Genomic DNA, 26201 nt, shown 5'->3' with positions numbered 1-26201 from the left:
AAGAAAAAGAGATTTTAATAACTAAAGAGCAAAAGCTCTTTAGTGAATTAATATGAGTAATAAATAAATTTAATTATTAAACTACTTTCTAGCAAGAATAAAATTCAATAAATTTAGCTTATGTTTTATGCTTAAGGAAGGTTATAAATAAGAGTATATAAATAAAAATATCTACAAAGATGAATTAATCATCTTTGTGTTTTTTAGTGAGTTTTACTTGTTCTATGGAATTACCATTCATTTTTTGAACTTCATAATAACAAAGCTCATCTTCAATTTTTTCTCCAACTAAAGGCAAATGTCCTAAAAGATTAAAAACATATCCCCCAATAGTTACTTGTTCTAAATTTTCATCATATTTTATTTCTAAAAGCTCTTCTACTTTTTCTATATCACATCGACCTTGAAATTCAAAAACATTCTCTGAAAGCTGTTTATAATTGTCTATTTCTTCATTTTCACTTTTAATTTCCCCTATAATCTCTTCCATAATATCTTCAATGGTTAAAATTCCAGCTGTTCCACCATATTCATCAATTACTAAAGCAGTATGAGATCTTTCTTTATTCATCATAACAAGAACTTTTGAAATACTGATATTTTCAGGTACAACTACAATTGGTTTTACAAAATTCTCTAAATTTTTATTATTTTTAGAATTTTCATTTTTATTTATAAGTTCATTTTGTATGATATCTCTAATGTGTATTATTCCTAAAATTGTATCTTTTGAACCATCAATATAAGGAAATCTTGTGTGTTTATGTTCGCAAATAGTTTGAATATTTTCAGCATAGCTTTTTTGTTTATTTAAACAAATCATATCTTTACGTGGAGTCATAATTTCTTTGGCAACCGTATCTGAAAAATCAACTGCATTGCGTATTATCTCTGTTTCAAATTCATCTAAAATTCCACCTTTTTGGCTTTCACTTGCTATAATTTTAATTTCTTCCTCAGAATGGGTTAAATCATATTCTTTAGCGGGTTTAATTCCAAACATTTTCAAAGTTAAAGCTGCCAGAAAATCAAAAATTTTAATAAAAGGTAAAAATAAAGACCAAAATAAATGTAAAGGTTTAGCTATCCAAAGTACTGCTTTGTCTGCTGTTACTATTGCTATACTTTTTGGAACTAATTCTCCTAAAACAACATGCAAAAGAGTAATAATGCTAAAAGCTATAATAAAAGAGATAGTATGAATAAATACTGAGTTAAAGCCGAGTTTTAAAAGTGGTATTTCTAAAATTTTAGCTATAGCTGGCTCACCTATCCAACCAAGAGCTAATGAACTTAGAGTAATACCAAGCTGACAGGCACTTAAATAAGTATCAAGTTTTGAAGTAATTTCTAAAGCTTGTTTAGCATTAGCTTTTTTATCTTTTACATATTCTTCAAGTTTTGATTTTCTTACTTTAACAATGCTGAATTCGGATAAAACGAAGAAACCATTTAAAAACACTAAAATAATCGTGATTAAAATCATAAATATAGAATAACTTGTATCAAAAGATGTTTGAGATAGGGTTTTATTTAAGTCTAAAATTTGACTGGGGTCCAATGAAACTCCTTATAATTTAAAATTAATATTTAGAAATTATACATTATCAAAAGTAAAATTTTAGCTTAAAATAATTGAGTCAATTATAAGAAATATTTTTTTCAAATTCATTTAAACGTTTATAAATACTTCTAAGCTGGGTGATTGTTGTCCAATTTTCTATAAAAACACTAAAAGAAGTCCTTACCTGATCAAAAGCATTGTTTATTTGCATAACAACACCTAGGCCAATAGCACCGCTAAAAAGACTAGGAGCTATAATCAAAAAAGGAACAATGACCAATATTTGTTTAAATAATATAAGCCATATATTAAAATATCCATAGTGTAAAAAAAGCCTATGATAATTAAATTTTAATCCTATAAAAAGTTCAATCATCGTTTCATTTTTGGCATATTGTTTTCTATCATCTTCTGCAAAAACTAATTCTTTTCTAAATGCAGCTTCTGCTTTTTGATTGTTATATTCAAGTCCTGGAAGTTTAATCCCTATAAACCAAGAGATAATAAGTCCGCCCAAAGATATTAAAAGTGCTATATAAACCAAAAATCCATCTAAATTAACTAAAAAATAAAATAAAGAATCTTTTGATAAACTTTGAGATAGACTTTTAGAAATTTGATCACTTAAAGCCCATAGAATAGGTATAAAAGCAATAAGTGTCATCAAAGCTTTTATAAAAGCTAAACCAAGTTGCTCTACTATTTTAGAAAAATTGTAAATATCTTCTTGAATTCTTTGAGAGCTTCCTTCTATATTATCATCTTTTTGTTTCCAAAATTTTAAGTAATCAAAAGTCATAGCTTCGCGCCATTTAAAAGCATAAACACTCGCAAAATAAATATTAATTGTTGCTATGATTACATAAGGCAAGGCGATACATAAGAATATAATGATTAAAGAATAAAAATCTTTAATATCATAATTTGTTTTTATTTCTATATTTTTTACCCCAAAGAAATTTTTTAAAAGAAATTGATAATAATAAATTGAAGCTTTATTAATTAGGTTTGCATTTTCTAAATTTTGTTCGGCTAACTCATTTGCTTTTTGAATTTCTTTATCTGAAAAAATTAATAATTCATTAGAGCTTTGAATTTTTGGTTTTTGTAATGCATTATAAAAATTTTGATACCATTCATTAATAGCAACATTTAAAGTTATTTGCAAATATAAAAATAATAGCAATAAAAATAAACCAGAATACGCCCAAAGCGCCCATCTTTTAGAAAGAAAAAATGATTTAAACATCTTAAAACTTTATAAAATTAATTTTAGTATAATATTAATTATATTTTTTTATTTTAAATCATATATAAATTTTTAAGATTTTATATGAAATTTTAGATAAATTTTAATTTTTAAGGATAAATATAATGGCAAATCTTTTAATCATAGGTGCAGGCGGGGTAAGCCGTGTGGCTACTGTAAAATGCGCAATGAATTCTGATACTTTTAGCAAAATCACTTTAGCTAGTAGAACAAAAAGTAAATGTGATGAAATCGCTGCTTTTATCAAAGAGCGTTTAGGGGTTCAAATTGAAACAGCGCAAATTGATGCTGATGATAGCAATGCAGTTGTAGAACTTATCAAGAAAACAGGAGCACAAATTTTACTTAATGTAGCTTTACCTTATCAAGATTTGAGTTTAATGGATGCTTGTATAAAAGCAGGAGTTGATTATGTAGATACAGCAAATTATGAACATCCTGATTTAGCGAAATTTGAATACAAAGAACAATGGGCAAGAAATGATAAATTTAAACAAGCAGGAATTTTAGGACTTTTAGGAAGCGGTTTTGATCCAGGGGTAACTAATGTTTTTTGTGCTTATGCGCAACAAAATTTATTTGATGAAATTTCTTATATAGATATTTTAGATTGTAATGCAGGTGATCACGGCTATGCTTTTGCAACTAATTTTAATCCTGAGATTAATTTACGTGAAGTTTCTGCTAAGGGGCGTTATTGGGAAAATGGTCAGTGGATAGAAACAAAACCTATGGAAATAAAAATGGAATGGGACTATCCAGAAGTAGGTGTGAAAGATAGTTATTTGCTTTATCACGAAGAACTTGAAAGTTTAGTAAAAAATATTAAAGGTTTAAAAAGAATACGCTTTTTTATGACTTTTGGGCAAAGCTATTTAACTCATATGAAATGTCTTGAAAATGTAGGAATGCTAGGTATTAAGCCTGTAATGCATCAAGGAAGAGAAATTGTGCCAATTGAATTTTTAAAAACCTTACTTCCTGATCCTGCAAGTTTAGGATCACGCACTAAAGGCTATACTAATATAGGTTGTGTGATTCGCGGTATAAAAGATGGCAAAGATAAACAAGTTTATATTTACAATGTTTGCAATCACGAAGAGTGTTATAAAGAAACAGGTGCTCAAGCTGTAAGTTATACTACAGGTGTTCCTGCTATGATAGGAACAAAACTTGTTGCTAAGGGAATTTGGAAAGGTAAGGGTGTATTTAATATGGAAGAATTTGATGCTAAGCCTTTTATGGATGAGCTTAATTCTCAAGGGCTTCCTTGGAAGATTATCGAAATGACTCCAAGTTTAGGAGAGTAAGTGCTTTAGCACTTACTTTTGTCCTATATAAATAAAATGTTCTACACTACCTTCAAAATTATATAAGTTAATCAATTCATAATCTCCCCAAAATAAAGGTTTAAAAGGCTTAAAATCTTCTTTTAATTCTTCTATATTTTTAGTAAAACGTATATATGAAGAACCACTTAATCTACCACTTGGACATTCTTTTACTTCACATAATCCATTATCCATAAGCTCTCCTCTTTTATACATACTATAGCCTTTATCACTCATCATTGTGGCAAATATAATAGCCCCTTTATTACACAATTCATAAAATTCTTGTATAGTTTCTTTAAAAGCTTGTTTAGTAAGATAATATAAACTTTGATTTGCAAATATAAAGTCCATTTTTACATTAAATAGATTTTTAAAACTAGAGTTAGGAATTATAATGTGAAAATTTTTAGAATCTAAGTAAGGATCTTTTTCCCAGATACTTTTTAAGCTAGGAACTATATCAATGCCATAAGGCTCAATACCCCCCCCCAGTTATGTTTTGGAAATATTTAGAATGCACTCCATTTCCACAACCAAAATCAAGTAATTTTCCACTTGTTTTATTTAATTTATATTTTAAGATTCTCTCATAAAATCTTATAACGTGTCCATCAGGATATTGTAATCCATATCCTTCTTTTTCGTATTTTTGGGTATATGCTAATAAAGAATTATCCATATTTATCCTTTCTATGTAGAATTTTGACAATTAAGTCAAAATTCATTATAACACAAGAAAAGAAATAAAAGTTATTTTACGCTATGAAGTTCATTTGCATAAAAGCTAACCGAATTCATACCTTCTTTTAAAGCCCATTCATAAGCTTTTGAAACAAAACTCCAATTAATATGAGCATAGAATTTTTCTAAATAAGCAGGACGAGCATTGCGATGATCTATATAATAAGCGTGTTCCCAAACATCTACAACAAGTAAAGGAACTTTATCTTCAGTTATTGGTGTAGCTGCATTTGAAGTGCTTGCAAATTCTAATTTTTGATTTTTAGTATTATAAACAAGCCAAAACCAACCTGAACCAAAAACTCCTGTAGCGCCTTTAATAAATTCTGCTTTAAAATTTTCTAATGAATCAAATTCTTTTTCTAAGGCTTCTTTTAATTTTTCATCCAAGCTTTCACAATTTCCCCCGCATCCACAACCAAGTTTTGGTTTTATGCAATCAAAGTAAAAATCGTGATTATAAACTTGTGCAGCATTATTAAATATTCCTCCATTTGAATTTTTAATAATATGGATTAAATCGCTATTTTCAAATTCTGTTCCCTTAATAAGATTGTTAAGATTATTTATATAAGTTTGATGATGCTTTCCATGATGAAAATTAAAAGTTTCGCTACTTAAAAAATCTCCAAAATCATTGATATCATAAGGTAATTTTCTTAATTCAAACATAATTTCTCCTTTGTTATTTTTATTAAAATTGTAACATAAATTATTTAAAAAGAGTAAAAAAGTCTTTTTATTTATATATAATAAATAGCTTCTTTATCAAAGCTTAGTTCTATATCTTGATAGAGCTTTAGCGAGAGTTTTTGAAACTCTTCATTTTTTAAGGCAAATTCTAAAATTTTATTTCCAGAATTCACTCTAATAAATATAAATTCTTTTTTTATTCTTAAAGCAATGATTTTTGCTTTTTTAATATGAAATTTTAAATGATTGCCTAGTTTTATTTTATAAGGATTAATAGCTATTTTTTGTGCTTTTGTTTCAAAATAAAGAGGATTTGAAAATTCTATAATATTTTGTTCTAAATCAAAAATATTTATATTTTCAAATTCCAAAATTTTCCCATCGTGTAAATAAAATTTAGTTTGTGCCAAATCATCTAAAAAATTTTTATCGTGACTTACTATAAGAAAACCATTTTTTCTTTCTTCTTGAAATTGCAATAAAGCTTTTTTAAATAAAAATAAAGTATTTTTATCTAAAAATGCACTAGGTTCATCTAAAAGATAATATCTAGCTTTTATACTTAAGGCTATAGCTAAAGATATTTTTCTAATTTGTCCAGAAGAGAGTTCGTGAGTATTTTTTTTTAATAAATTTTTATCAAGATCTAATAATTTTAAAGCTTTTTGAATACTTTCATCCCAATTTTCTTTTATATCATAAGTTTTTAATGCAAAATAAAAATTTTCTTTTACATTACGATTAAGAAGAATGGGATCAGGAAGCAATAAATAAATTTGTCTTTTTTCTTTGAGTGAAAGTTTGTTTTTACCAAAATAAGTAATATTTTTAGAGAAATCTCCTTCTAAAAAAGCAAGTATTCTTAAAAGTGTGCTTTTTCCACTTCCATTTATACCAGTTAAAATACTTATTTTTTCTGTATCAAGACTAAGATTGTTAATATTTAAAATCATTTTTTCTTTATAAAAAAATTGAAGATCTTTTATATTTATCATTTTAGTCTCTTTTTAGTTTATGGATAATGAAATTTAAGAAAAATGAAAGAGTAATAAGAACTAAAGCTAGTGCAATACCTCTTGCAAATTCTCCTTTACTTGTTTCAAGAGAAATTGCAGTTGTAATTGTTCTTGTGTCGTATTTTATATTTCCCCCAACCATCATAGCAACTCCAACTTCAGCAACAATGCGTCCATAGGCTAGAGCAATAACACTAATTAAAGCAAATCTTAACTCATAAATAATGGTTAAAATAAGTTTTGTAGAGCTTAAATGAAAAGATTTGATAAGTAAAAAATGTTTTGGATTCATATTTTCAATTAAATTTGAAAAAAGTGCTATGATTATAGGTAAAGCTAGAATAAATTGCCCTAAGATTAAAGCTTTTGTTGTAAAAAGTAAATTTAGATTTCCTAAAGGACCTTTATAAGAAATAAAAGCATAAATTATCAATCCTATAGCAACGGTTGGAAAAGAAAGGCTAGTATTGATTAAAAGTTTAATAAAACGTTTAAATTTAAAATTAAAAAATCCCAAAGCAAATCCTAAAGGAAATCCAATTAAAAGAGCTAAAATAATAGAAACACTAGAACTTAAAAGTGTGGTATAAATAGCAGAATAAATACTTTTATCTCCACTAAAAAGTAAAAATATGCTTTGTTTTAAACCTTCTAAAATATAATCCACATAAAACCTTTTTAATATTGAGAAATCTTAGCATAATTATGCTAAGATAAAAATATTTATTTACTTATAAAGGAAATTTCTAATGAAAAAATTATTTTTTTTATGTGTATTTATACTTAGCATTAATGCCATAGAGCTTAAAATGGCAACAACAACAAGCACAGATAATACAGGTTTACTTGATGCTTTAAAGCCTCTTTATGAGAAAGAAAGTGGAAATACTCTTAAATGGGTTGCTGTTGGAACAGGTGCTGCTTTAAAACTTGGTGAAGATTGTAATGCAGATGTTGTTTTTGTTCATTCTCCAAAGGTAGAAAAAGAATTTATTGCCAAAGGTTTTGGTGTAGATAGAACGCCTTTAATGTATAATGACTTTATTTTAATTGCTGATAAATCTTTAGCGCCTTTGTTTAAAGATAAAAGTTTAAAAGAAAGTTTAGAGCTTATTAAAGATAAAAAATTAACTTTTATTTCAAGGGGAGATAAATCAGGTACAGATAATAAAGAAAAAAGTCTTTGGAAAAATTTAACAGGCGAAGTTCCTGAGAAACAAGCTTGGTATCAACAAAGTGGTCAAGGAATGTTAGCTTCTATTATGATAACTGCAGAAAAAAAAGGTGTTATTTTAACAGATCGTGGCACTTATATTAAATATGAAGCAAATGAAAAAAATAATCCAAGTTTAGTTATAGTTAATGAAGGAGATAATAGTTTAAAGAATTTTTATTCTATTATAGCTGTAAATCCAAAGCATTGTAAAAATGTCAATTATATAGAAGCGAAAAAATTTATTGAATGGATAAGTAGTGATAAAACTCTTAAATTTATTAGTGATTTTAAATTGTTAAATAAGCCTTTATTTATAGTTGATTCTAAAACAAGAAAAGAATAATTTTTTATAAAAATTTCAAATTTTGAATTTACAAATTAGATTAGAAAATAAAGATAATTATAATTTTATAATTATCTTTATTCTTAGATATTTTCAATTTGCTTTAATTCTTTGTTTAATACTTTTAATAAAGTTTATTTTTAATTTAAAATATTTTATCATTTTTTAAAACAAAACATACTAAAATAGTCCTTTTAATACTAATGATTAGGTATAAATGTTTTTTAAATATTTCTATTCTATTTTAATCAAGATTTTTTGCTTTTATAAAGATGGATTTAAAAGTTTGACTCTTGGAAAAACTTTGTGGAAAATTATCTTCGTTAAACTTTTTATTATCTTCATTATTTTTAAAATTTTTCTTTTTGATGTTAATTTTAATTCTATTTTTAAAAGTTTTGAAGAAAAAAGTGATTTTGTATTTAAAAATTTATTAAAGGAAAATTGATGAGTGAGCTAAGTAGTGTTGATTGGTCTAGAGCACAATTTGCTTTAACGGCACTTTATCATTTTTTATTTGTGCCTTTAACTTTAGGACTTTCTTTTATTATTGCAATAATGGAAAGTATTTATGTTAAAACAGGAAATGAAGTTTGGAAAAAAATTACAAAATTCTGGCTTTCCTTGTTTGCTATAAATTTTGCCATTGGTGTAGCAACTGGTATTATTATGGAATTTGAATTTGGAACAAACTGGGCTAATTACTCTTGGTTTGTAGGTGATATTTTTGGTGCTCCTTTAGCAATAGAAGGTTTAATGGCATTTTTTCTAGAGGCTACTTTTTTTGCTGTTATGTTTTTTGGATGGGATAAAGTTTCAAAAAAATTTCATCTTTTTTCTACTTGGTGTGTAGCTATTGGAAGTAATTTAAGTGCTTTTTGGATTTTAGTTGCTAATGCTTGGATGCAATACCCAGTAGGCATGAGGTTTAATCTTGATAGTGCAAGAAATGAAATGGAGAATTTTTTTGAAGTGGCTTTTTCTCCGGTTGCTATTTCAAAATTTTTACATACCATAGGAAGTGGTTATGTAATTTCTGCACTTTTTGTTATGGGAATTTCAGCGTGGTTTTTACTTAAAAAAAGACATATATTAGAAGCTAAAAAAAGTCTTGTAGTAGGAGCTAGTTTTGGTTTAATATGTTCTATTTTTTTATTTTTTAGTGGAGATGAAAGTGCTTATCGTGTAACGCAAACTCAACCGATGAAACTTGCTGCTATGGAAGGAGTTTATCAAGGAGAACATAGAGCCGGCATTGTGGCTTTTGGAATTTTAAATCCTAGAAAAAATATTGATAATAATGAAAGTGTATTTTTGTTTAATATTAGCATTCCTTATGCTTTATCTATTTTAGGCAATCGTGATCCTAATAGTTTTGTTCCTGGCATTGAGGATTTAATATATGGCAATGAAGCTAAAAATATAGAACCTATGCAAAATCGTATCGATAGAGGAAAGATCGCACTTAAAGCTTTAAAAGATTATAAATTTGCAAAAGAAAATAATATGAGCGACTTAAAACATTCAAGTCAGATTTTATTTGAACAAAATTTTAAAGATTTTGGTTATGGATATTTAGAAAAACCTGAAGATGCTATTCCTCCTGTTGCTTTAACTTTTTATAGTTTTCACATTATGGTAGGACTTGGAACTTTCTTTTTCTTGCTTTTTATCATCACTCTTTACTTGAGTATGGCTAATGATATTGAAAAGTTTAAAAAAATACTTTGGATTTGTGTTTTTTCTATACCTTTTGGATATATAGCAGCAGAAGCAGGGTGGATAGTAGCAGAAGTAGGAAGACAGCCTTGGGCTATACAAGATCTTATGCCAGTAAGTATTGGCGCAACTCATCTTGGAAAATTAAATGTCCAAATTTCATTTTGGTTATTTGCTTTTCTTTTTACAGCACTTTTGATTGCTGAAATTAAAATAATGCTTACTCAAATTAAAAAAGGATTTAATACACATCAAGATCATACAAAGGAGGCTAAATAATGTTTTTTGGCTTAGAACTTTCTCATTTGCAAATTTATTGGTGGGTTATTATTAGTTTGCTTGGTGGTTTTTTAGTATTTATGTTTTTTATACAAGGGGGTCAAACTTTAATTGATGAGCTTTCAAAAAATGAGCTTGAAAAAACTATGTTTATAAATTCTTTAGGTAGAAAGTGGGAGTTAGGATTTACAACTTTGGTTATGTTTGGAGGAGCTGCTTTTGCTGCTTTTCCTCTTTTTTATAGCACCAGCTTTGGGGGTGCTTATTGGGCTTGGCTTAGTATATTGTTTTGTTTTATTATCCAAGCTATTTCTTATGAGTATCGTAAAAAAGATAATAATCTTTATGGTGCTAAAACTTATGAATTGTTTTTAAAGATTAATGGATTTTTGGGAGTATTTTTAATTGGTATAGCATTAAGTAGTTTTTTTAGCGGTTCTTATTTTAGACTTAGTGAATATAATTTTGTTTTTTGGGATCATCCTTTACGTGGTTTGGAACTTTTATTTAACCCTTTAAATTATTTACTTGGTTTTGCTTTGGTTTTTTTAAGTAGAATACTTGGTGCAGCTTATTTTATGAACAATATTAAAGATGATGAGATAAAAATGCGTTGTGTGCGTAAAATCTATATTAATACTTTTTTATTTTTACCATTTTTTATAGCTTTTATTATATGGATTTTTTTAAAAGATGGATTTTTTATAGATGAACAAAAAGTTGTTTCTATAAAATCTTATATCTATCTTTTGAATTTTTTAAATCATCCTTTAATATTGATATTTTTTATTTTAGGAATTTTATTAGTCCTTGCAGGAATTTTTCAAGCTATTAAAAAATGCACTAAAGCCATTTTTACTTTAGGTATTGGTGTTGTTTTGGTTGTTTTTAATTTATTTTTGAGCTTAGGGCTTGGAAATAGTCCTTTTTATCCATCTATAAGCCATTTGCAAAGTTCTTTAACTTTAGAAAATGCAAGTTCAAGTTATTATACTTTAAGTGTAATGTCTTATGTATCTTTGCTTATACCTTTTGTTTTGGCTTATATTATATATTCTTGGAATGCAATGGATAAGATTAAGATTACAAAAGAAGAAATGTCAAATAACGAACATATTTATTAAGGAGAAAATTTATGTTTCATGCGTTATTTTTATTGATTTGGCCTTTGGTGATATTTTTATCTTATAAATTTATTTTGCTAAATATTAATCATTTAGAAAAAGATAAAAAACTATAAAGTATTTTGAAAATATAACGATATAGTAATTGAATCTTTTCAAAATATTGCTTAAGACCTTATTTTTATAAGGTCTTTTTTCTTACTTAAATAAATTATATATTTTTAAATTAACTGTTTTAGAATTGATAATTTTATAATATAAATTATTTTTTAGAAGAAGTTAAATTTGAGATTTTAAAAAAGAAAGATTTGTTTAAAAAAGCTTAAGCTTAAAGCTTAAGCAACGAATTCGATAAAAGCCATCTCAGCTGCATCGCCACGACGGATTCTAGTTTTAATAATTCTAGTATATCCACCATTGCGATCTTTAAATTTAGGTGCAATTTCTGTTACTAATTTATTGGTTGCAAATTTATCTTGTAAGCTTGCAAAAACAACTCTATGAGCATTAAAATCTCCAACTCTTGCACGTGTAATTAATTTTTCTATATAAACTCTAAGCTCTTTTGCTTTTGGTAGAGTTGTTTCTATTTTATTATTATTTACAAGAGCTATAGTTAAATTCTTAAGTAAAGCAGCACGATGAGATGATGTTCTACCAAGTTTTCTATATCCATGTTTGTGTCTCATTTTTTATCCTTCATTTTGTGCTTTTAATTCGTTAATTTTTTTCTTAAGAGCTTCTTTGTTTTCATTTAAATTTGAAGTTCCTACAGGAAAACCTATATTTTCCATAATGCTTTTAATTTCATCTAAAGATTTTTTACCAAGATTTTTCAAGCCAGCTAGTTCATTAACACTCATTAAAGCAAGCTCTCCTATGTATATTATCCCAGCTTTTTCAAGGCAATTATAACTTCTAGCACTTAAATTAAGTTCTGTAATATTTTGTAATAATTTTGTGTTTTCTATCTCATTATTTGAATTTTGACTTTTAATTACATTTCTTACATTAGTGATTTTATCAAATACTGATAATTGTTTATACATAGCCTCTAAAGCATTTTGAAAAGCTTCATTAGGAGTGATTTGTCCATCTGTTTTTATTGTAAGAACGATTTTTTCATAATCTGGATTATCTTCAAATAAAACTTTTTCTATATCATAAGTAGCTTCTCTTACTGGTGTAAAAAAGGCATCTAAAGCGATAAATTTAGGATCATCTAAGAGTTCTTTAATTTCTTCGCTTGGAACATAGCCTATTCCCTTTTCTATAATAAGAGTAAATTTAAGCTCTGCATCTTCGTTAATAGTTGCTAAATAAGCATCATTATTAACAACTTCTACTTTATCATTGTTTAAATCTTTTCCATAGATCTCTTTAGGTCCATTAAAACTAAATTCCACTATTTCTTTGTTAGACTCACCTTTAATCTTGAAACGAAGTTTTTTAAGATTGATAATAAAAAGTGCAACATCTTCAAGCATTCCACGCATACTATCAAATTCGTGAGATACTCCATCAATATGGATAGCTGTTGGAGCATAGCCTATAGTACTTGTATAAAGTAGGCGACGTAAAGGATGAGCCAGAGTAATACCATAGCCAATTTCAAAAGGCCAAGCACTTATTTTAGCCATATTATCACTAATGTTTTCTATGGCAAATTCTGTTGGCGTATAAGCAGATGTAGTGATATTTCTCATATTCAGCCTTTATTATTTTGAGTAAAGCTCGACAATATATCTTTCCTCTACAGGAATGACGACTTCTTCTCTCTCTGGATTTCTTGTAAAAATTCCAAATCTCTTATCTTTTTCAACATCAACCCAAGCTACTATACCTGTTTGAGAAGTAAGTTCTAATGATCTTGAAATTTGAGGATTATTTTTACTTTTTTCAATAATTTCAATTTTAGTTCCTGCTTCAACGCGGTAACTTGGTATATCTACTCTTCTACCATTAACTAAAATATGTCCGTGTGTTACAAGTTGTCTTGCAAAGCGACGTGTAGTTGCAAAACCCATTCTATAAACAACATTATCAAGTCTTTGTTCTAGAAGTTGGATAAGTAAAACCCCTGTATTACCATCACGTCTAGCTGCTTCGCTAAACAATCTTCTAAATTGTTTTTCACTTACTCCATACATAAATTTAGCTTTTTGCTTTTCTCTTAGTTGGAGTCCATATTCACTGATTTTACCTTTTTTAGCTCCGTGTTGTCCTGGCCCATAAGGACGTTTATCAAGAGCACTTTTTCCTGCTAATCTTCTTTCCCCTTTTAATGCTAAGCTGACACCAAAACGTCTTTCTAGCTTTTCTACTGGTCCTCTATATCTTGCCATAATAATTTCTCCTAAATTCTTTTATTTTTAGACACGACGACGTTTAGGTGGTCTACAACCATTATGTGCTAATGGGGTTATATCTTTAAAGAATGTTACTTTAATTCCTTCCATAGCACCGACGCTTTTAACAGCAGTTTCTCTACCGCTTCCTGGCCCTTGCACCTTAATGCCTACTTCTTTAATTCCGTGTTCTTTTGCTTTATTTAATGCATCTTCAACTGCTTGTTGTGCAGCATATGGAGTTGATTTTTTAGAACCTTTAAATCCAAGTCCTCCAGCACTACTCCAAGCAATAGCATTTCCCATTTCATCTGTTACCGTAACCATAGTATTATTAAAGGTTGCACTAATATATACAATACCTTTAGCTATATTTTTCTTAACAACTTTTTTCTTAACAACTTTTCTTTTTGCCATTTTTAATCCTTATGATTTTGCACCAACAGTTTTTCTTTTACCTTTACGCGTTCTAGCATTTGTTTTTGTTTTTTGTCCGCGAACTGGCAAACCTTTTCTGTGTCTAAGACCTCTAAAACTTCCTAAATCCATTAGTGCTTTAATATCCATAGCAACTTGTTTTCTAAGATCCCCTTCAACTACATAATTTTCTTGGATCTCTTTACGGATAGCTGCTGCTTCATCTTCACTTAACTCATGTACTCTTTTATCGTACGAGATGCCTGTTTTATCTAAAATTTTTCTTGAGCTAAAAAGCCCTATGCCATAGATATAAGTTAATCCATACTCAATTCTCTTTTTTTTTGGTAAATCTACACCTGCAATACGAGCCATATTTATCCTTGTCTTTGTTTATGTTTTGGATTTTCGCAAATAATGCGGACAACACCTTTACGGCGAACTACTTTACATTTGTCACATATTTTTTTGACTGAGGGTCTAACCTTCATATCATCTCCTTAAGTAAATTCCACTTAACTTTGCGAAAGCATATTAGGTTTAAAACCAACTGTTTTCAAAATAAGTGGGACTTTGAAAACACTTCTTTCTATAGCTGAAAGCTTCGCAAAGTTATAATTCTAACCAAAAATAACTTTTAAATAGCTTAGGTTATTTATATCTAAAAGTGATGCGTCCTTTATCTAGACTATAAGGAGTAAGTTCCACTTTAACTCTATCACCTGGCATAATTCTTATATAATGCATACGCATTTTTCCAGCGATATGACAAAGTATTACGTGTTTATTATCAAGTTCAACTTTAAAATTTGCATTAGGTAAAGCTTCAATTACATTCCCATCAATTTCAATAACATCATCTTTTGCCAAAATACTCTCCTTTCGAAAATCAAAATTATGATTGTAGCAAAAAATGTTTGAATTTATAAGAAATTAATACTCTAAATAAACTTTTAAAATTTGATTTAATTTTTCTTTAAGTTCTAAAGGTTTTTCTATTTTGATATAAGGAATCCATTGTTTTACAATATTTAAAAGTTCATCATCATAAGAAAAACATACTTTTAAAATATAAGCTTGTTCATTTTTTTCAATGAGTTCAAAGTTATGGAAGATATTTTTTCTAAAAAAATACTCTTTTGCTTCTTTATTAAGTTTTAAAATTGCTTTTTTACTTCCATCTAACCAGATATTTTTATCATTTAAGATTTGATTTAAAAATTCTTCTTTTGGGGTAAAGTTTTTTGAAGTACTAGAAAAATCTTTAATCTTGCTTATGCTAAAATGTTTTAATTTTCCTTTTTCTTCAGCTATTAAATACCAAATTCCTTTATAATTTAAAAGTTTATAAGGTTTTATTTTTTTATTTTCCTCTATAAGTAAAGCAACTAATAAGATTAAAATTGCAATACTAATAGCTTTAAAATTTCATAATCATTTTTTAAGTCCATTATTTTTCTATGATGGTTTAAATTATTAAATTAATTTTTCTTAATATTTAAACAAGTAGCCATTCTAAATGTTATAATTATATTTTGGAGTTATTTGATGACTTTTATTATGGAACTATTGAAACAAAATAAATTAAAATTTATTTCTTTTTTAATATTTTCTTTTATAACTAGCATAATTGGTGTTTTAACTTTAGTATTTATTAATGAATACCTCTTAAAAAGTAAAGAGAATGTTCCTATTTTTTATTTTTTAGCAATTTTATTTATATTTTTTATCAGTTCTTTTTTTGTCGAATTATCTCTTAGTATTTTTGGTCAAAATTTTATTTTTAAAATGCAAAGACGTTTAATTAAACAGATTTTAGATAGCTCTTTAATTTCTATTATGGAAGTTGGAAAAGCAAAACTTTTAGCATCTTTAAGTTCTGATGTTAGAAGTATTTCTTTTGGAATTTTACGCTTGCCTGAATTTTTACAAGCTAGTATTTTGATACTTTGTACTTGTTTTTATCTTTTTTATCTTTCTCCTAAAATTTTTTTACTTTGTCTTATATGGATTATTTTTGTTTTTGTAAGTAATCATTTTTTAATGATGAATGTATATAAATATTTTAGAAAGGCAAGAGAAAATGATGATTCATTGCAAAATAATTATCAAAATATTTTAGATGGGCACAAAGAATTAAGTATTAATATTTTTAGAGCTAAGTATTACTACGAAAATGAGTTTGAAAAAAATGCAAAAGCAAAGCGTAGAAATAGCATTATAGGAAATATTTTAAATAATTTTTCTAACAATTGGACAAATATTTCTTTGCTTGCTTTAGTAGGGGTAGAATTTTATTTGGCTATCAATTTTAAATGGAGTAATCTTGAAGATGCAGTAACAATAGCTTTGTCTATACTTTTTTTAAGAACTCCTTTAATTTCAATGATAGGATCTTTTCCTACTTTAATTTTGGCAAAAATTGCTCTTGATAAAATTGCAAAATTAAAATTAGAAGATTATAAAGAAACTTTTAATTTGAGCGTAAAAAAAGAAAGATGGAGTCAAATTCATTTTGAAAATGTTAGTTTTTCTTATAATAATCAATTTATACTTAAACCTATAAATTTAACCCTTTATAAAGGTGAAATGATTTTTTTAATTGGTAAAAATGGAAGTGGAAAATCAACTTTTAGTATGCTTTTAAGCGGGCTTGTTAAACCTCTTAGTGGAGTAATTTATTTAGATGATAAAAAAATAGATTCTACTAATATTTATGAATACAGATCGCTTCTTAGTGTAATTTTTAGCGATTTTCATCTTTTTACTCAAACTTTAAGTAAAGATAAATTTGCAGATGAAGAAAAAATAAATTTTTGGCTTCAATTTTTAGAGCTTAAAGATAAAACAAAAGTTGAAAATAATCATTTAAGCTTTACAAAACTTTCTACTGGACAAAGAAAGCGCTTAGCAATGCTTATAGCTTTGCTTGAAGAAAGAGATATTTTAATTTTAGATGAATGGGCAGCTGATCAAGATCCTATATTTAGAAAATTCTTTTACCATAAGCTTTTGCCTTTTTTAAAAGAACAAGGTAAAACTATTTTTGCAATTACTCACGATGATAAATATTTTGATGTAGCTGATAGGATTTTTTTAGCTAAAGAGGGTGAAATTTCTGAATTAAAAGGAAAAAATATCAAAGAATTAGCTAAAAATATAGTAGAAAATTTTAATTTAGCTTGATATATCATCAAGCTTGTTTTTTATAAAGTTCTTCTTCTATTTTGATATAAAAGTCAGCTATTTTACCATAAGCTATTTCCCAAGCTTTTAATGTCTTTTCATCAGCATTTAAAAGATTTTTAATTGCTTTTAAAAGACAAGTTCCTACTATAGGATAGTGTTCTTTTTTTACATTTAATTTTACGTGAGTTTTTCCAATATGTTCAACATAAGCTTTTATATTTTCTAGGTTTTCTATATTTTGTGCAGCTTTCAAAATAGCCATAGCTAAAGCTTTTGGTTGCTCTCCAGAGGCTTGTTTTTCCATATTAAACATAGGTTTTACTTCAGGATAGTCATTAAACATAATTTTATAAAATTCTTTAGTTAAATCCTCTCCATTTTTTTGCAAAATGGGAATACAATTTTTTATGATTTCAATTTGATCTTTAGTCATTTTTTCTCCTTATTTTATAGTTAAAAATAAAAAAGATATTTTAACTCTTATTTAAAAGAAAAAAATTGATACAAGTTAAATTTATACTTTTAAGTTATTATTGAGGCTTTTATATTTTTTGAATGTAAAATTTTAAAGTTTAAAATAAAATATCAATATTATTTTAGAGTAGATTTTTAATTCAAATATTTAAAAATTGTTTTTTAAATTTAAAAAATCATCTGCAAAAGCATAACTTGAAATTAAAATACTTCAAATTAAAACACTAAATATTTTTAAATATAGTTATAAATATAATGTAAGTTTATTTTATTGCAAGGAGTATTTTAAGCCAAATTTTTGATATCTTTTTATATTGCTATATTAAAATTATTTATTATTTATCTATCAAACTCTAGTTTCACTCATTAGCTTATCTAATCTATCCATTATATTATTTACATAAGAATTTATACTTTCATTACTTGCTTTCCAACCATTAGCTTTTGCTTGATTAAATTCTCTATCAAACCAAGCTCCACCATAACCTATGCTTGTATTTTGCCATTTAACTCCTTTTTCCATTGCATATATACTTGCATCAAGCCAACCATCTTGTGCATAACCTTTTAATAAACTTGCAAAATCAACTTTACCTGTCATAATGTCGTCTAGAGAAACATCATTACCATTAAAACTCTCTTTAGCCATAGCTTTATTATAGCTTTCTACTTTTGGATTAAGAGTAGTTTTTAAACTTTCAACAGGTTGTCCACCTTGAGATTTTAAAAAACTCATAAATAAAGCTTCTTTAGAATAACTTCCATCATCATTTTGTGGATAAACTGACATATCAGGGTTAAACTGCCAATCTTCACCTTTAGAAACATTTTTAATTTCTTCTAAAGATAAACCAAAGCTATGACTGCTTATACCTTCTATATAAACCCCTGATTGCACAAACAAGCTTTCAGCTTCTTTTACTTGCTCGGAAGTTTTATAAACATTTAAAATAGAAACTTTGGAAAAATCTTTTAAACCTGTAATATTCATTCTATTGTTTGGATCATTATAATCTGCAGCTTTTATTCCACTCACACTATACCCCTTAGGCATAGAATTTATATCTGCTTCAGTGAAACTATTTTTATCACTTGGAAAGCTTTGACTTAGAGCATTAGAGAAAAGATTAAAGTATTGTTTTATAGTTTCTGCCATATCTATGTTTGTATAGTATTCGCTTATACCAAAATATTGCTTCATATCTGCAACATAAGGATCATTTTCAGCAGCTTTTTTAATCTCATCCAAAGTAGATTTATGTATCTTAAAATCTTCAGGCAATCCTGCAGCTTTATTAAAATCACTTCCCATATAGCCATCTTTATCTACACTATAACCATAAGCTGTATTAGTGCTTAAATCAGCTTGTTTGTATTTTAGAGTATAAATAGAGTTTTTAAATTCACTTGATATATTATAATTAGGAGTATCGGTATAAACATTATTTTTATTGGATAATACTTCATTAAATGCTATATTTTGAGTATTCTTGCTTTGAATTTCATTTAATTTAGTAACATTTTGTTTTAAAAAAACATTTGCAAAATTTATTTTTGAATTTTCTTTACTTTCTTTATTTACTTTACTTTGTGAAAGTATAGAGCCATAACTTGAATTATCATTTATACTAAAGATGCTCATATTAAATCCTTAAACTCTAGTTTCACTCATTAGCTTATCTAATCTATCCATTATATTATTTACATAAGAATTTATACTTTCATTACTTGCTTTCCAACCATTAGCTTTTGCTTGATTAAATTCTCTATCAAACCAAGCTCCACCATAACCTATGCTTGTATTTTGCCATTTAACTCCTTTATCCATTGCATATATATCTGCATCAAGCCAACCATCTTGTGCATAACCTTTTAATAAACTTGCAAAATCAACTTTGCCTGTCATAATGTCGTCTAAGGAAGCCAATGAGCCATCAAAACTCTCTTTAGCCATAGCCTCGGCATAAGACTTAGCTATAGGATTTAATGTAGCACTATCTTCTCTTGGTGATACACCTGTTGATTTTAAAAAACTCATAAACAAAGCTTCTTTAGAATAGCTTCCATCTTCATTTTGTGGATAAAATGACATATTAGGGTTAAAAGTATCTATTGCAGTATCTTTATCTAAATTTTGTGTTTGCATACTTTGTGGAGTGAAATTTAATGGTTGTAAGCCTATATTGATATGCCCGAATATTCCTAATTGTTCTGCTTCATCATACTGATTTTGTGTATTATAATAGTTTGTTATTGTTAGCTTATTATAATTTTTTGGCATAATGCCTATAGTTTTATCAGATGATAACTCGCTTATTCCTTTAGGCATAGAATTAATATCTGCTTCAGTGAAACTTGTTTTATTGGCATCGTTAAAACTATGATTAACAATTTGATTAAATTGATTATAATATTGTTTTATGGTTTCAGCCATATCTATGTTTGTATAGTATTTATCTATACCTAAATATTTTTTTATATCTGAAGTATAAGAGTTATTTTCAGCTACTCTCTCTATCTCATCCAAAGTAGATTTATGTATTTTAAAATCATCTGGCAATCCTGCAGCTTTATTAAAGTCTTCTCCCATATAACCATCTTTATCTACACTATAACCATAAGCTAAAGATATAGGATTACTTACATTAGCTAAAGGATCAGCTTGTTTGTATTTTAAAGTATAAATAGAGTTTTTAAATTCACTTGATATATTATAATTAGGAGTATTGGTATAAACATTATTTTTATTGGATAATACTTCATTAAATGCTATATTTTGAGTATTCTTACTTTGAATTTCATTTAATTTACTTGCATTTTGTTTTAAAAAAGTATTTGCAAAATTTATTTTTGAATTTTCTTTACTTTCTTTATTTGCTTTACTTTGTGAAAGTATAGAGCCATAACTTGAATTATCATTTATACTAAAGATGCTCATATTAAATCCTTTATTTAGATTTTTCTGCCTTCAATCTAAATATAAAATAATTCAAGCAATATTTATTCCATTTTGGTATAAAATGGAATAAATTTAGAAAGAATTAGTATTTGTTTTTAAATTCATTTAATATATTATAAGCAGGACTTCCTGCATAGGCCCAGATATTTGTGCCTGAACCATATTTGCTTGAAAAATATTGCAAATAATAATCTTTTTGATTATTTACATAGCGGTATTTAGCTACAATATAACCACTAGAGTAACCTAATGATTGTGTAACCGCATTTGAATCCTGATGAAAACTGTCGTTCATTACAACATATCCATAAGAACTTAAAGAGCCTGCATTATAATCAAAGGCACTATCTCTTTTAAAATAATACCCACCCTTAACCTCTTTCATCTCATCAAGAGTTAAAACTTTAACACCCGCACTATTATCACTAATTGCTCCATTGCTTATTTTAGCAAGAATATCCTCTGCAAAAGCAGAACTTGAAATTAAAGCACTTAAAGCTACAACACTAAATATTTTTTAAACATAGCTAGCTCCTTATTTTAAATATAATGTAAATTTATTTTATTGCAAGAAATATTTTAAGTCAAATTTAATAAAGTATTATTTTATAGATATTTAAATAATATTTATAATGATTTTATGATAGTTATAAAAGTTTTTTATTTTTTATAAAATGAGCAAATTTGTAATGTTTTTAATTTTATATATTTATAATTTTATTTCAATTAAACAATATGATAAATCATTTGAAAAATATTTAAATTTTGTTATAATGCAAATTATCTACAATATTAAGGACAATAATGTTAAGAACGATAATTATAGCTTTATTTTTTATTATTAGTTTAAATGCAAAAACCCCTAAAGATACTTTAGTTATTGCAGTAGAAAATGAAATTTCAAGGATAAATCCTGCTTATAGTGAAGATCACGATGTAGCTATATCTTTAGTTTTTTCAGGACTTACGCGTTTTGATGAAAATATGAATTTAAAACCTGATTTAGCTAAATCTTGGAAAATAAGTAGTGATGGCTTAAATTATGAGTTTGATTTAAGAGAAGATGTGCTTTGGCACGATGGAGTTAAATTTAGTGCAAAAGATGTTGAGTTTAGCCTTAAAGCTTTTATGGATAAAAAGAATAACTCTTCTATATATGTTAATTTTGAAGATGTAGATAAAATAGAAATTTTAAGCCCTTATAAGATTAAAATTAGTTTAAAAAAACCATATCCTGCTTTTTTAGATGCTTTAAGTATAGGAATACTTCCTTATCATTTGTTAAAAGATGAGAATTTAAATACTAGTTCATTTAATCAAAATCCTATCGGAACAGGGCCTTATAAATTTGAAAAATGGAAAAAAGGTTCTTATATGATATTTAATGCTAATGAGCATTATTATCTTGCAAAAGTAAAAAGTAAAAAAATTATTTTAAAACATATAGCAGATCCAAATATTAGTGTGGTTGAACTTAAAAATGGGCAAATTGATGTTGCTTTGATTGATTCTTCTTTACTTAAAGCTTTTGTAAATGATAAAAACTTTAAGATTTTAAAACAAAGTTCAGCTGATTATAGAGCTTTGATGTTTAATTTAAATAATGAATTTCTTAAAAATAAAAATATACGCTTAGCTTTAAATTATGCAGTTGATAAAGAAAGTATAGTAAAAAATATATTGCATAATTATGGTTTTATAGCTTCTCATCCTTTAGAAAAATCTTGGGCTAATCCTAAGGAATTTCCAAGTTATAAATTTGATTTGACAAAAGCACAAAAACTTTTAGAGCAAGAGGGTTTTAAAAAAAATAAACAAGGTTATTATGAAAAAGATGGAAAAGTTCTTGAATTTGATATTTATGCAATGAGTAATGATCCTTTAAGAGTTGTTTTGGCAGGAATTTTGCAAAATGATTTTAAAAAACTTGGAGTAAAAACAAGAGTAATTGCAAAAATAGCTGGAAGTTTTGACTATACCAAAGTAGATAGTTTTTTAGTGGGTTGGGGTAGTCCTTTTGATCCTGATTTGCACACTTTTAGAGTATTTGAAAGCTCACAAGATAGCGATATTAATCCAGCAGGATGGAATTTTGGTCATTATCATAATGCTAAGGTTGATGAAGCTTTATTTTTAGCAAGAAATTCTCTTGATGTAAAAGAAAGAAAGAAATATTATTCTAATTTTATCGAAGCTCTATACGAAGATCCTCCTTTTATTTTTTTAACTTATTTAGATTTTGCTTTGGTTTATAAAGCAAATATTTTAGGTATAAAACCTAGAATTTTAGGTCATCATGGAGTAGGATTTACTTGGAATGTTTATGAGTGGAGTAAAAATTAGTATTTATAAAATTTTTGCTACTTGTGTTTTAATGTTTCTTAGTTCATTTTTATGTTTTGTTATGCTTTATTATAGTAAAACAAGTGTTGTATTTGCTAGTGGAAATGATGTAGTAAGTTTAGAAACAAAAAATCGCATTGAAGCAAATTTGAATTTAGATAAACCTTTATTAGAACAATATAAAATGTGGTTATTAAAAGTTTGCAAAGGAGATTTTGGAACTTCTTTAATTAGCGGAGAAAAAGTATTTTTTTTGATTTTAGAACCTTTAAAAAATACTTTTATTTTAACCATAGCATCTTTATTTGTTTTATTTTTTTTAAGTATTATTTTAGCTTTAATTTGTGTAATTTATAAAGATGGCTTTATAGATAAGATGATTAATTTCTTTACCCTTAGTTTTTTTGCTTTGCCACCTTTTGCCTTAGCTTTAATACATATTTTAATTTTTGGATTTTTTTTAAAAATTTTGCCTATTTCAGGTATAAGTGATATAGGTTTTGAAAATGATTTATCTAATCGAATTTTGCATTTAATCTTGCCTCTTAGTACTTTAGTTTTATCACATTTGGCTATTTTTGTGCGCATAGCTAAAACAAGTTTTGTTGAGAGTTTTAATCAAATATTTATTCTTAATGCTTTTGCAAGAGGTTTAAGTAAAATAAGAATATATGGGCACTTTATTTTAAAGTATTCTTTGGGGGTGATTATTTCTTATTTTGGTGCTTGTGCTTTAAGTTTTATAATGGGTGCTTATGTAGTTGAGAGTATATTTTCTTATAATGGAATAGGTTTTTTAATGATACAAAGTATTATTTTTAAAGATTATCCTGTAGCAATGTTTTTAATTATGCTTAGTGTTTTAATGGTTAATTTTTTTATTTTAATTAGCACTTTGCTTGCTAGACTCATAAATCCAAGATTAAATTATGCGTAAAATTGGTATTTTTTTATTTATTTTTATAATTTTATGTTTATATTTTAATTTTTTATTAAGTGGATATGATCCTAATTTAATACACCTTGATTCTGTTTATCAAAGTCCTTCCAAAGAATATATTTTTGGAACAGATTCCTTGGGTAGAGATTTATTTATTAGGCTTTTATTTGCTTTAAAAACTTCTTTTTTAATAGGAATTTTTGCTTCTTTGCTTACCATTTGTTTTGCGTGTTTTTATGTTTTTTTAATGCGTTTAGTTTTTTATAGTTTTTTTATACGTTTGTTAAATATTTTTTTATCTTTACCAATTTTACTTTTGCTTATGTTTTTTCAAAGTTTTTTACAAGGTGGATTTTGGAGTATGATTTTTATTATAGCTTTAGCTCATTTTCCTTTTATAGCTAAAGTTTTAGAAGATGAGTTAAAACGTCTTGAAAAACTTGAATTTTATGAGTGTGCCCTTGTTTTGGGCTGTTCTAAGATAAGAGCTTTTTTTAAAGAATTGCTTCCACCTTGTTTTTCACTTTTAATGGTATTATTTGTTTTAAATGTGATTCATTCTATCAATACTGAATCTACTCTAAGTTTTTTTGGTTTAGGACTTGCTTTTGAAATTCCAAGTTTGGGTAATATTTTAAATGATGCAAGTAAGGCTATATTTCTTGGAGCTTGGTGGATGATTGTTTTTCCACTTTTGTTTATTTTAGGACTTATTTTACCTTTACTTTTTTTGGCACGTTTTTGGCAAAATACTTTTGGTGTAAGATTATGATAGAAATTGATAGTTTAAACCTAAGTTTTAAAAATAAACCCTTATTACAAAATATTACTTTTAGTTTAAAAGACAAAAAAACTTTGGCTATTATAGGAAAAAGCGGAAGTGGAAAAAGTCTTTTGGTTAAGTCTTTATTAAGACTTTTAAATCAAGATTATAAGATTGAAGCTAAGAAATTTAAGATTGATAATTTTGATATTTTAAATTTAAAAGAAAAAGAATTAAGAAAATTAAGATCTTTAGTAGCCCTTGTTTTACAAGATGCGCATTTAAGTCTTTATCCTTATTTGGATATTGGAGAATTATTTCATATTGTTTTGAAAACGCATACAAATTTAAATAAAATATCAAGAAAGCAAAAAGCTTTTTATTATCTTGATTTATTAGGGTTAAAAAATTTAGATTTAATCTGGCATTCTTATCCTCATCAATTAAGTGTTGGTATGGCAAGACGCATTAGTTTTGCCTTAGCTTTAGTAAGCGAACCAAAATATTTAATTTGTGATGAAATTAATTCTTCTCTTGATAAAAAGAATGAAGAAAAAATTATCAAGCTTTTATATGAACTTAAAGATAAAATAAATCTTATTATTATTACTCATAATTTAAAAATAGTTTATGATTTAGCCGATGAACTTTTGATAATGCATCAAGGTTTAATTTCTCAAAAAATAAGTAAAAATAATTTTTTTAAAGAAGAAAATGAATATACAAAGGCTTTTTGGAGTTTTTATGCTACTAGAAGTTAAAAATTTAACTCAAAGCTATTTATTAAAAAAGCATTGGTATTTAAAAAAAGAAGAAATATTTATATTTAAAGAATTAAATTTTAACCTCAAAAGTGGCGAAAATTTAATTATTACAGGAGAAAGTGGAAGTGGAAAAAGCACTTTAGCAAGGATTTTATGTATGCTTGAAATTCCAAAATATGGAGAAGTATTATATAAAGGAATAAATTTATGTTTGCAAAATGTTAAACAGAAAAAAGAATTAAGAAATAAAATTCAATATATTTTTCAAGATCAAAAACTTGCTTTAAACCCTTATAAAAATATAAAAAGATTATTATTTGATGTATATGAAAATTTTTCTTTAAAAAAAGACGAAAATGAAATTTTATATTTTTTTGATATTTTTGGATTAAAAAAAGAAATTTTTAATTTAAAACCTTTTAATTTAAGTGGTGGAGAGGCACAAAAAATAGGTCTTATAAGAGCATTGATTTTAAAACCTGAAATTTTAATTTTAGATGAAGTAACTTCTTCACTTGATATTTTAAATACACAAAAAATTTTAAATTTTTTAAAAAATTATCAGCAAAAACAAAAAGTTTCTTATATTTTTATAACCCATCAACAGGAGTTTTTTAATGATTTTTTGTATAAAAAAATAAACTTATAAAATAATTTTATAAGTTTCTATATAGAAAAAATTAAGTAAAATTTATATATATGTTT

The 26201-nt window shown here is 26.3% G+C and carries 29 protein-coding genes and 1 pseudogene; 11 read left to right on the top strand and 19 right to left on the bottom strand.

Annotated features, from left to right (window positions below; all coding sequences use genetic code 11):
• Window positions 1-184 precede the first annotated feature (184 nt).
• A complete protein-coding gene (locus tag GQV94_RS05135) occupies window positions 185-1561 on the bottom strand; it encodes a hemolysin family protein (protein ID WP_200169971.1) in 1377 nt (458 codons plus the stop codon).
• A 79-nt stretch (window positions 1562-1640) separates the two neighbouring features.
• On the bottom strand, window positions 1641-2813 hold the full coding sequence (locus tag GQV94_RS05130; protein ID WP_200169970.1) for a putative transporter: 1173 nt from the start codon (window positions 2811-2813) through the stop codon (window positions 1641-1643).
• A 125-nt stretch (window positions 2814-2938) separates the two neighbouring features.
• On the opposite strand from GQV94_RS05130, the gene GQV94_RS05125 reads away from it, so the two are divergent.
• Window positions 2939-4144, top strand: coding sequence for a saccharopine dehydrogenase family protein (locus tag GQV94_RS05125; protein ID WP_200169969.1), 1206 nt, complete (start codon window positions 2939-2941; stop codon window positions 4142-4144).
• Window positions 4145-4156: 12 nt separating this feature from the next.
• Here GQV94_RS05125 and GQV94_RS05120 read toward each other — a convergent pair whose 3' ends face one another.
• The 5 genes from GQV94_RS05120 to tupB all read right to left on the bottom strand — a co-directional run bounded on the left by GQV94_RS05120 (window position 4157) and on the right by tupB (window position 7285).
• Window positions 4157-4519 (bottom strand): methyltransferase, encoded by a 363-nt coding sequence (locus GQV94_RS05120; protein WP_200169968.1) that lies wholly within the window; start codon window positions 4517-4519, stop codon window positions 4157-4159.
• 124 nt (window positions 4520-4643) lie between these two features.
• Window positions 4644-4847 carry a hypothetical protein gene (locus GQV94_RS05115; RefSeq protein ID WP_178890645.1) on the bottom strand — a complete coding sequence of 68 codons (204 nt, stop codon included), beginning with the start codon at window positions 4845-4847 and terminating at the stop codon, window positions 4644-4646.
• Window positions 4848-4918: 71 nt separating this feature from the next.
• Entirely contained in the window at window positions 4919-5581 is a 663-nt protein-coding gene (gene sodB, locus GQV94_RS05110; protein ID WP_200169967.1) for a superoxide dismutase [Fe], read from the bottom strand.
• Between the two features lie 71 nt (window positions 5582-5652).
• Window positions 5653-6597: a tungstate ABC transporter ATP-binding protein TupC gene (gene tupC / locus GQV94_RS05105; RefSeq protein WP_200169966.1), complete on the bottom strand. Its 945-nt coding sequence runs from the start codon at window positions 6595-6597 to the stop codon at window positions 5653-5655.
• 1 nt (window position 6598) lies between these two features.
• On the bottom strand, window positions 6599-7285 hold the full coding sequence (tupB, locus tag GQV94_RS05100; protein WP_200169965.1) for a tungstate ABC transporter permease TupB: 687 nt from the start codon (window positions 7283-7285) through the stop codon (window positions 6599-6601).
• Window positions 7286-7367: 82 nt separating this feature from the next.
• Between tupB and tupA the strand changes: the two genes are divergently transcribed.
• The 4 genes from tupA (at window position 7368) to cydB (ending at window position 11299) form a co-directional block, all read left to right on the top strand.
• Complete coding sequence (gene tupA / locus GQV94_RS05095; RefSeq protein ID WP_200169964.1) at window positions 7368-8177, top strand: tungstate ABC transporter substrate-binding protein TupA; 810 nt, start codon at window positions 7368-7370, stop codon at window positions 8175-8177.
• Between the two features lie 217 nt (window positions 8178-8394).
• On the top strand, window positions 8395-8625 hold the full coding sequence (locus tag GQV94_RS05090) for a DUF4492 domain-containing protein (protein WP_200169963.1): 231 nt from the start codon (window positions 8395-8397) through the stop codon (window positions 8623-8625).
• Window positions 8625-10175 carry a cytochrome ubiquinol oxidase subunit I gene (locus GQV94_RS05085; protein WP_200169962.1) on the top strand — a complete coding sequence of 517 codons (1551 nt, stop codon included), beginning with the start codon at window positions 8625-8627 and terminating at the stop codon, window positions 10173-10175. Before GQV94_RS05090 ends, GQV94_RS05085 begins: the two co-directional genes overlap by 1 nt.
• The gene (gene cydB, locus GQV94_RS05080) at window positions 10175-11299 is read left to right on the top strand and encodes a cytochrome d ubiquinol oxidase subunit II (protein WP_200169961.1); all 1125 of its coding nucleotides are present in this window, start codon (window positions 10175-10177) and stop codon (window positions 11297-11299) included. Before GQV94_RS05085 ends, cydB begins: the two co-directional genes overlap by 1 nt.
• Before the next feature lie 335 nt (window positions 11300-11634).
• Here cydB and rplQ read toward each other — a convergent pair whose 3' ends face one another.
• From rplQ to GQV94_RS05040, 8 genes and pseudogenes are all read right to left on the bottom strand, one after another.
• A complete protein-coding gene (rplQ, locus tag GQV94_RS05075) occupies window positions 11635-11988 on the bottom strand; it encodes a 50S ribosomal protein L17 (protein WP_200169960.1) in 354 nt (117 codons plus the stop codon).
• A 3-nt stretch (window positions 11989-11991) separates the two neighbouring features.
• Entirely contained in the window at window positions 11992-13005 is a 1014-nt protein-coding gene (locus tag GQV94_RS05070) for a DNA-directed RNA polymerase subunit alpha (RefSeq protein WP_200169959.1), read from the bottom strand.
• 12 nt (window positions 13006-13017) lie between these two features.
• On the bottom strand, window positions 13018-13644 hold the full coding sequence (gene rpsD / locus GQV94_RS05065; protein WP_200169958.1) for a 30S ribosomal protein S4: 627 nt from the start codon (window positions 13642-13644) through the stop codon (window positions 13018-13020).
• A 27-nt stretch (window positions 13645-13671) separates the two neighbouring features.
• Window positions 13672-14064 carry a 30S ribosomal protein S11 gene (rpsK, locus tag GQV94_RS05060; RefSeq protein ID WP_131163940.1) on the bottom strand — a complete coding sequence of 131 codons (393 nt, stop codon included), beginning with the start codon at window positions 14062-14064 and terminating at the stop codon, window positions 13672-13674.
• Between the two features lie 9 nt (window positions 14065-14073).
• Complete coding sequence (gene rpsM / locus GQV94_RS05055) at window positions 14074-14439, bottom strand: 30S ribosomal protein S13 (protein WP_200169957.1); 366 nt, start codon at window positions 14437-14439, stop codon at window positions 14074-14076.
• Between the two features lie 2 nt (window positions 14440-14441).
• Window positions 14442-14555, bottom strand: a complete 114-nt coding sequence (rpmJ, locus tag GQV94_RS05050) for a 50S ribosomal protein L36 (protein ID WP_131163938.1) — start codon at window positions 14553-14555, stop codon at window positions 14442-14444.
• 160 nt (window positions 14556-14715) lie between these two features.
• Window positions 14716-14934, bottom strand: coding sequence for a translation initiation factor IF-1 (infA, locus tag GQV94_RS05045; protein ID WP_027305093.1), 219 nt, complete (start codon window positions 14932-14934; stop codon window positions 14716-14718).
• A gap of 63 nt (window positions 14935-14997) precedes the next feature.
• Window positions 14998-15492 (bottom strand): annotated as a pseudogene (locus GQV94_RS05040) (WYL domain-containing protein); the annotation flags it as partial.
• 120 nt (window positions 15493-15612) lie between these two features.
• Between GQV94_RS05040 and GQV94_RS05035 the strand changes: the two are divergent.
• Complete coding sequence (locus tag GQV94_RS05035) at window positions 15613-17250, top strand: multidrug ABC transporter permease/ATP-binding protein (RefSeq protein ID WP_200169956.1); 1638 nt, start codon at window positions 15613-15615, stop codon at window positions 17248-17250.
• A 7-nt stretch (window positions 17251-17257) separates the two neighbouring features.
• Here the strand turns inward: GQV94_RS05035 and cgb are convergent, their stop codons facing one another.
• From cgb to GQV94_RS05015, 4 genes are all read right to left on the bottom strand, one after another.
• Window positions 17258-17686 (bottom strand): single-domain globin Cgb, encoded by a 429-nt coding sequence (gene cgb, locus GQV94_RS05030; RefSeq protein WP_200169955.1) that lies wholly within the window; start codon window positions 17684-17686, stop codon window positions 17258-17260.
• Window positions 17687-18073: 387 nt separating this feature from the next.
• On the bottom strand, window positions 18074-19369 hold the full coding sequence (locus GQV94_RS05025) for a Cj0814 family flagellar-dependent secreted protein (protein ID WP_200169954.1): 1296 nt from the start codon (window positions 19367-19369) through the stop codon (window positions 18074-18076).
• Window positions 19370-19378: 9 nt separating this feature from the next.
• Window positions 19379-20665, bottom strand: a complete 1287-nt coding sequence (locus GQV94_RS05020) for a Cj0814 family flagellar-dependent secreted protein (protein WP_200169953.1) — start codon at window positions 20663-20665, stop codon at window positions 19379-19381.
• A 103-nt stretch (window positions 20666-20768) separates the two neighbouring features.
• Window positions 20769-21200, bottom strand: coding sequence for a hypothetical protein (locus GQV94_RS05015; RefSeq protein ID WP_200169972.1), 432 nt, complete (start codon window positions 21198-21200; stop codon window positions 20769-20771).
• A 290-nt stretch (window positions 21201-21490) separates the two neighbouring features.
• Here GQV94_RS05015 and GQV94_RS05010 point away from each other — a divergent pair, with 290 nt between their 5' ends.
• The 5 genes from GQV94_RS05010 to GQV94_RS04990 are packed head-to-tail and all read left to right on the top strand — an operon-like array spanning window position 21491 to window position 26145.
• A complete protein-coding gene (locus GQV94_RS05010; RefSeq protein WP_200169952.1) occupies window positions 21491-23029 on the top strand; it encodes an ABC transporter substrate-binding protein in 1539 nt (512 codons plus the stop codon).
• The gene (locus GQV94_RS05005) at window positions 23010-23966 is read left to right on the top strand and encodes an ABC transporter permease (protein ID WP_200169951.1); all 957 of its coding nucleotides are present in this window, start codon (window positions 23010-23012) and stop codon (window positions 23964-23966) included. Before GQV94_RS05010 ends, GQV94_RS05005 begins: the two co-directional genes overlap by 20 nt.
• Window positions 23959-24741 (top strand): ABC transporter permease, encoded by a 783-nt coding sequence (locus tag GQV94_RS05000; protein WP_200169950.1) that lies wholly within the window; start codon window positions 23959-23961, stop codon window positions 24739-24741. The genes GQV94_RS05005 and GQV94_RS05000 overlap by 8 nt, the downstream gene beginning before the upstream one ends.
• Window positions 24741-25493: an ATP-binding cassette domain-containing protein gene (locus GQV94_RS04995; protein ID WP_325099650.1), complete on the top strand. Its 753-nt coding sequence runs from the start codon at window positions 24741-24743 to the stop codon at window positions 25491-25493. Before GQV94_RS05000 ends, GQV94_RS04995 begins: the two co-directional genes overlap by 1 nt.
• On the top strand, window positions 25477-26145 hold the full coding sequence (locus GQV94_RS04990; protein ID WP_200169948.1) for an ATP-binding cassette domain-containing protein: 669 nt from the start codon (window positions 25477-25479) through the stop codon (window positions 26143-26145). Before GQV94_RS04995 ends, GQV94_RS04990 begins: the two co-directional genes overlap by 17 nt.
• The last annotated feature ends 56 nt before the right edge of the window (window positions 26146-26201 follow it).

This window comes from Campylobacter sp. TTU_617 (genome assembly GCF_016599045.1).
In the GTDB taxonomy this organism is placed as follows: Bacteria; Campylobacterota; Campylobacteria; order Campylobacterales; family Campylobacteraceae; genus Campylobacter_D.
This window is presented reverse-complemented; position numbering and strand designations above follow the sequence as displayed.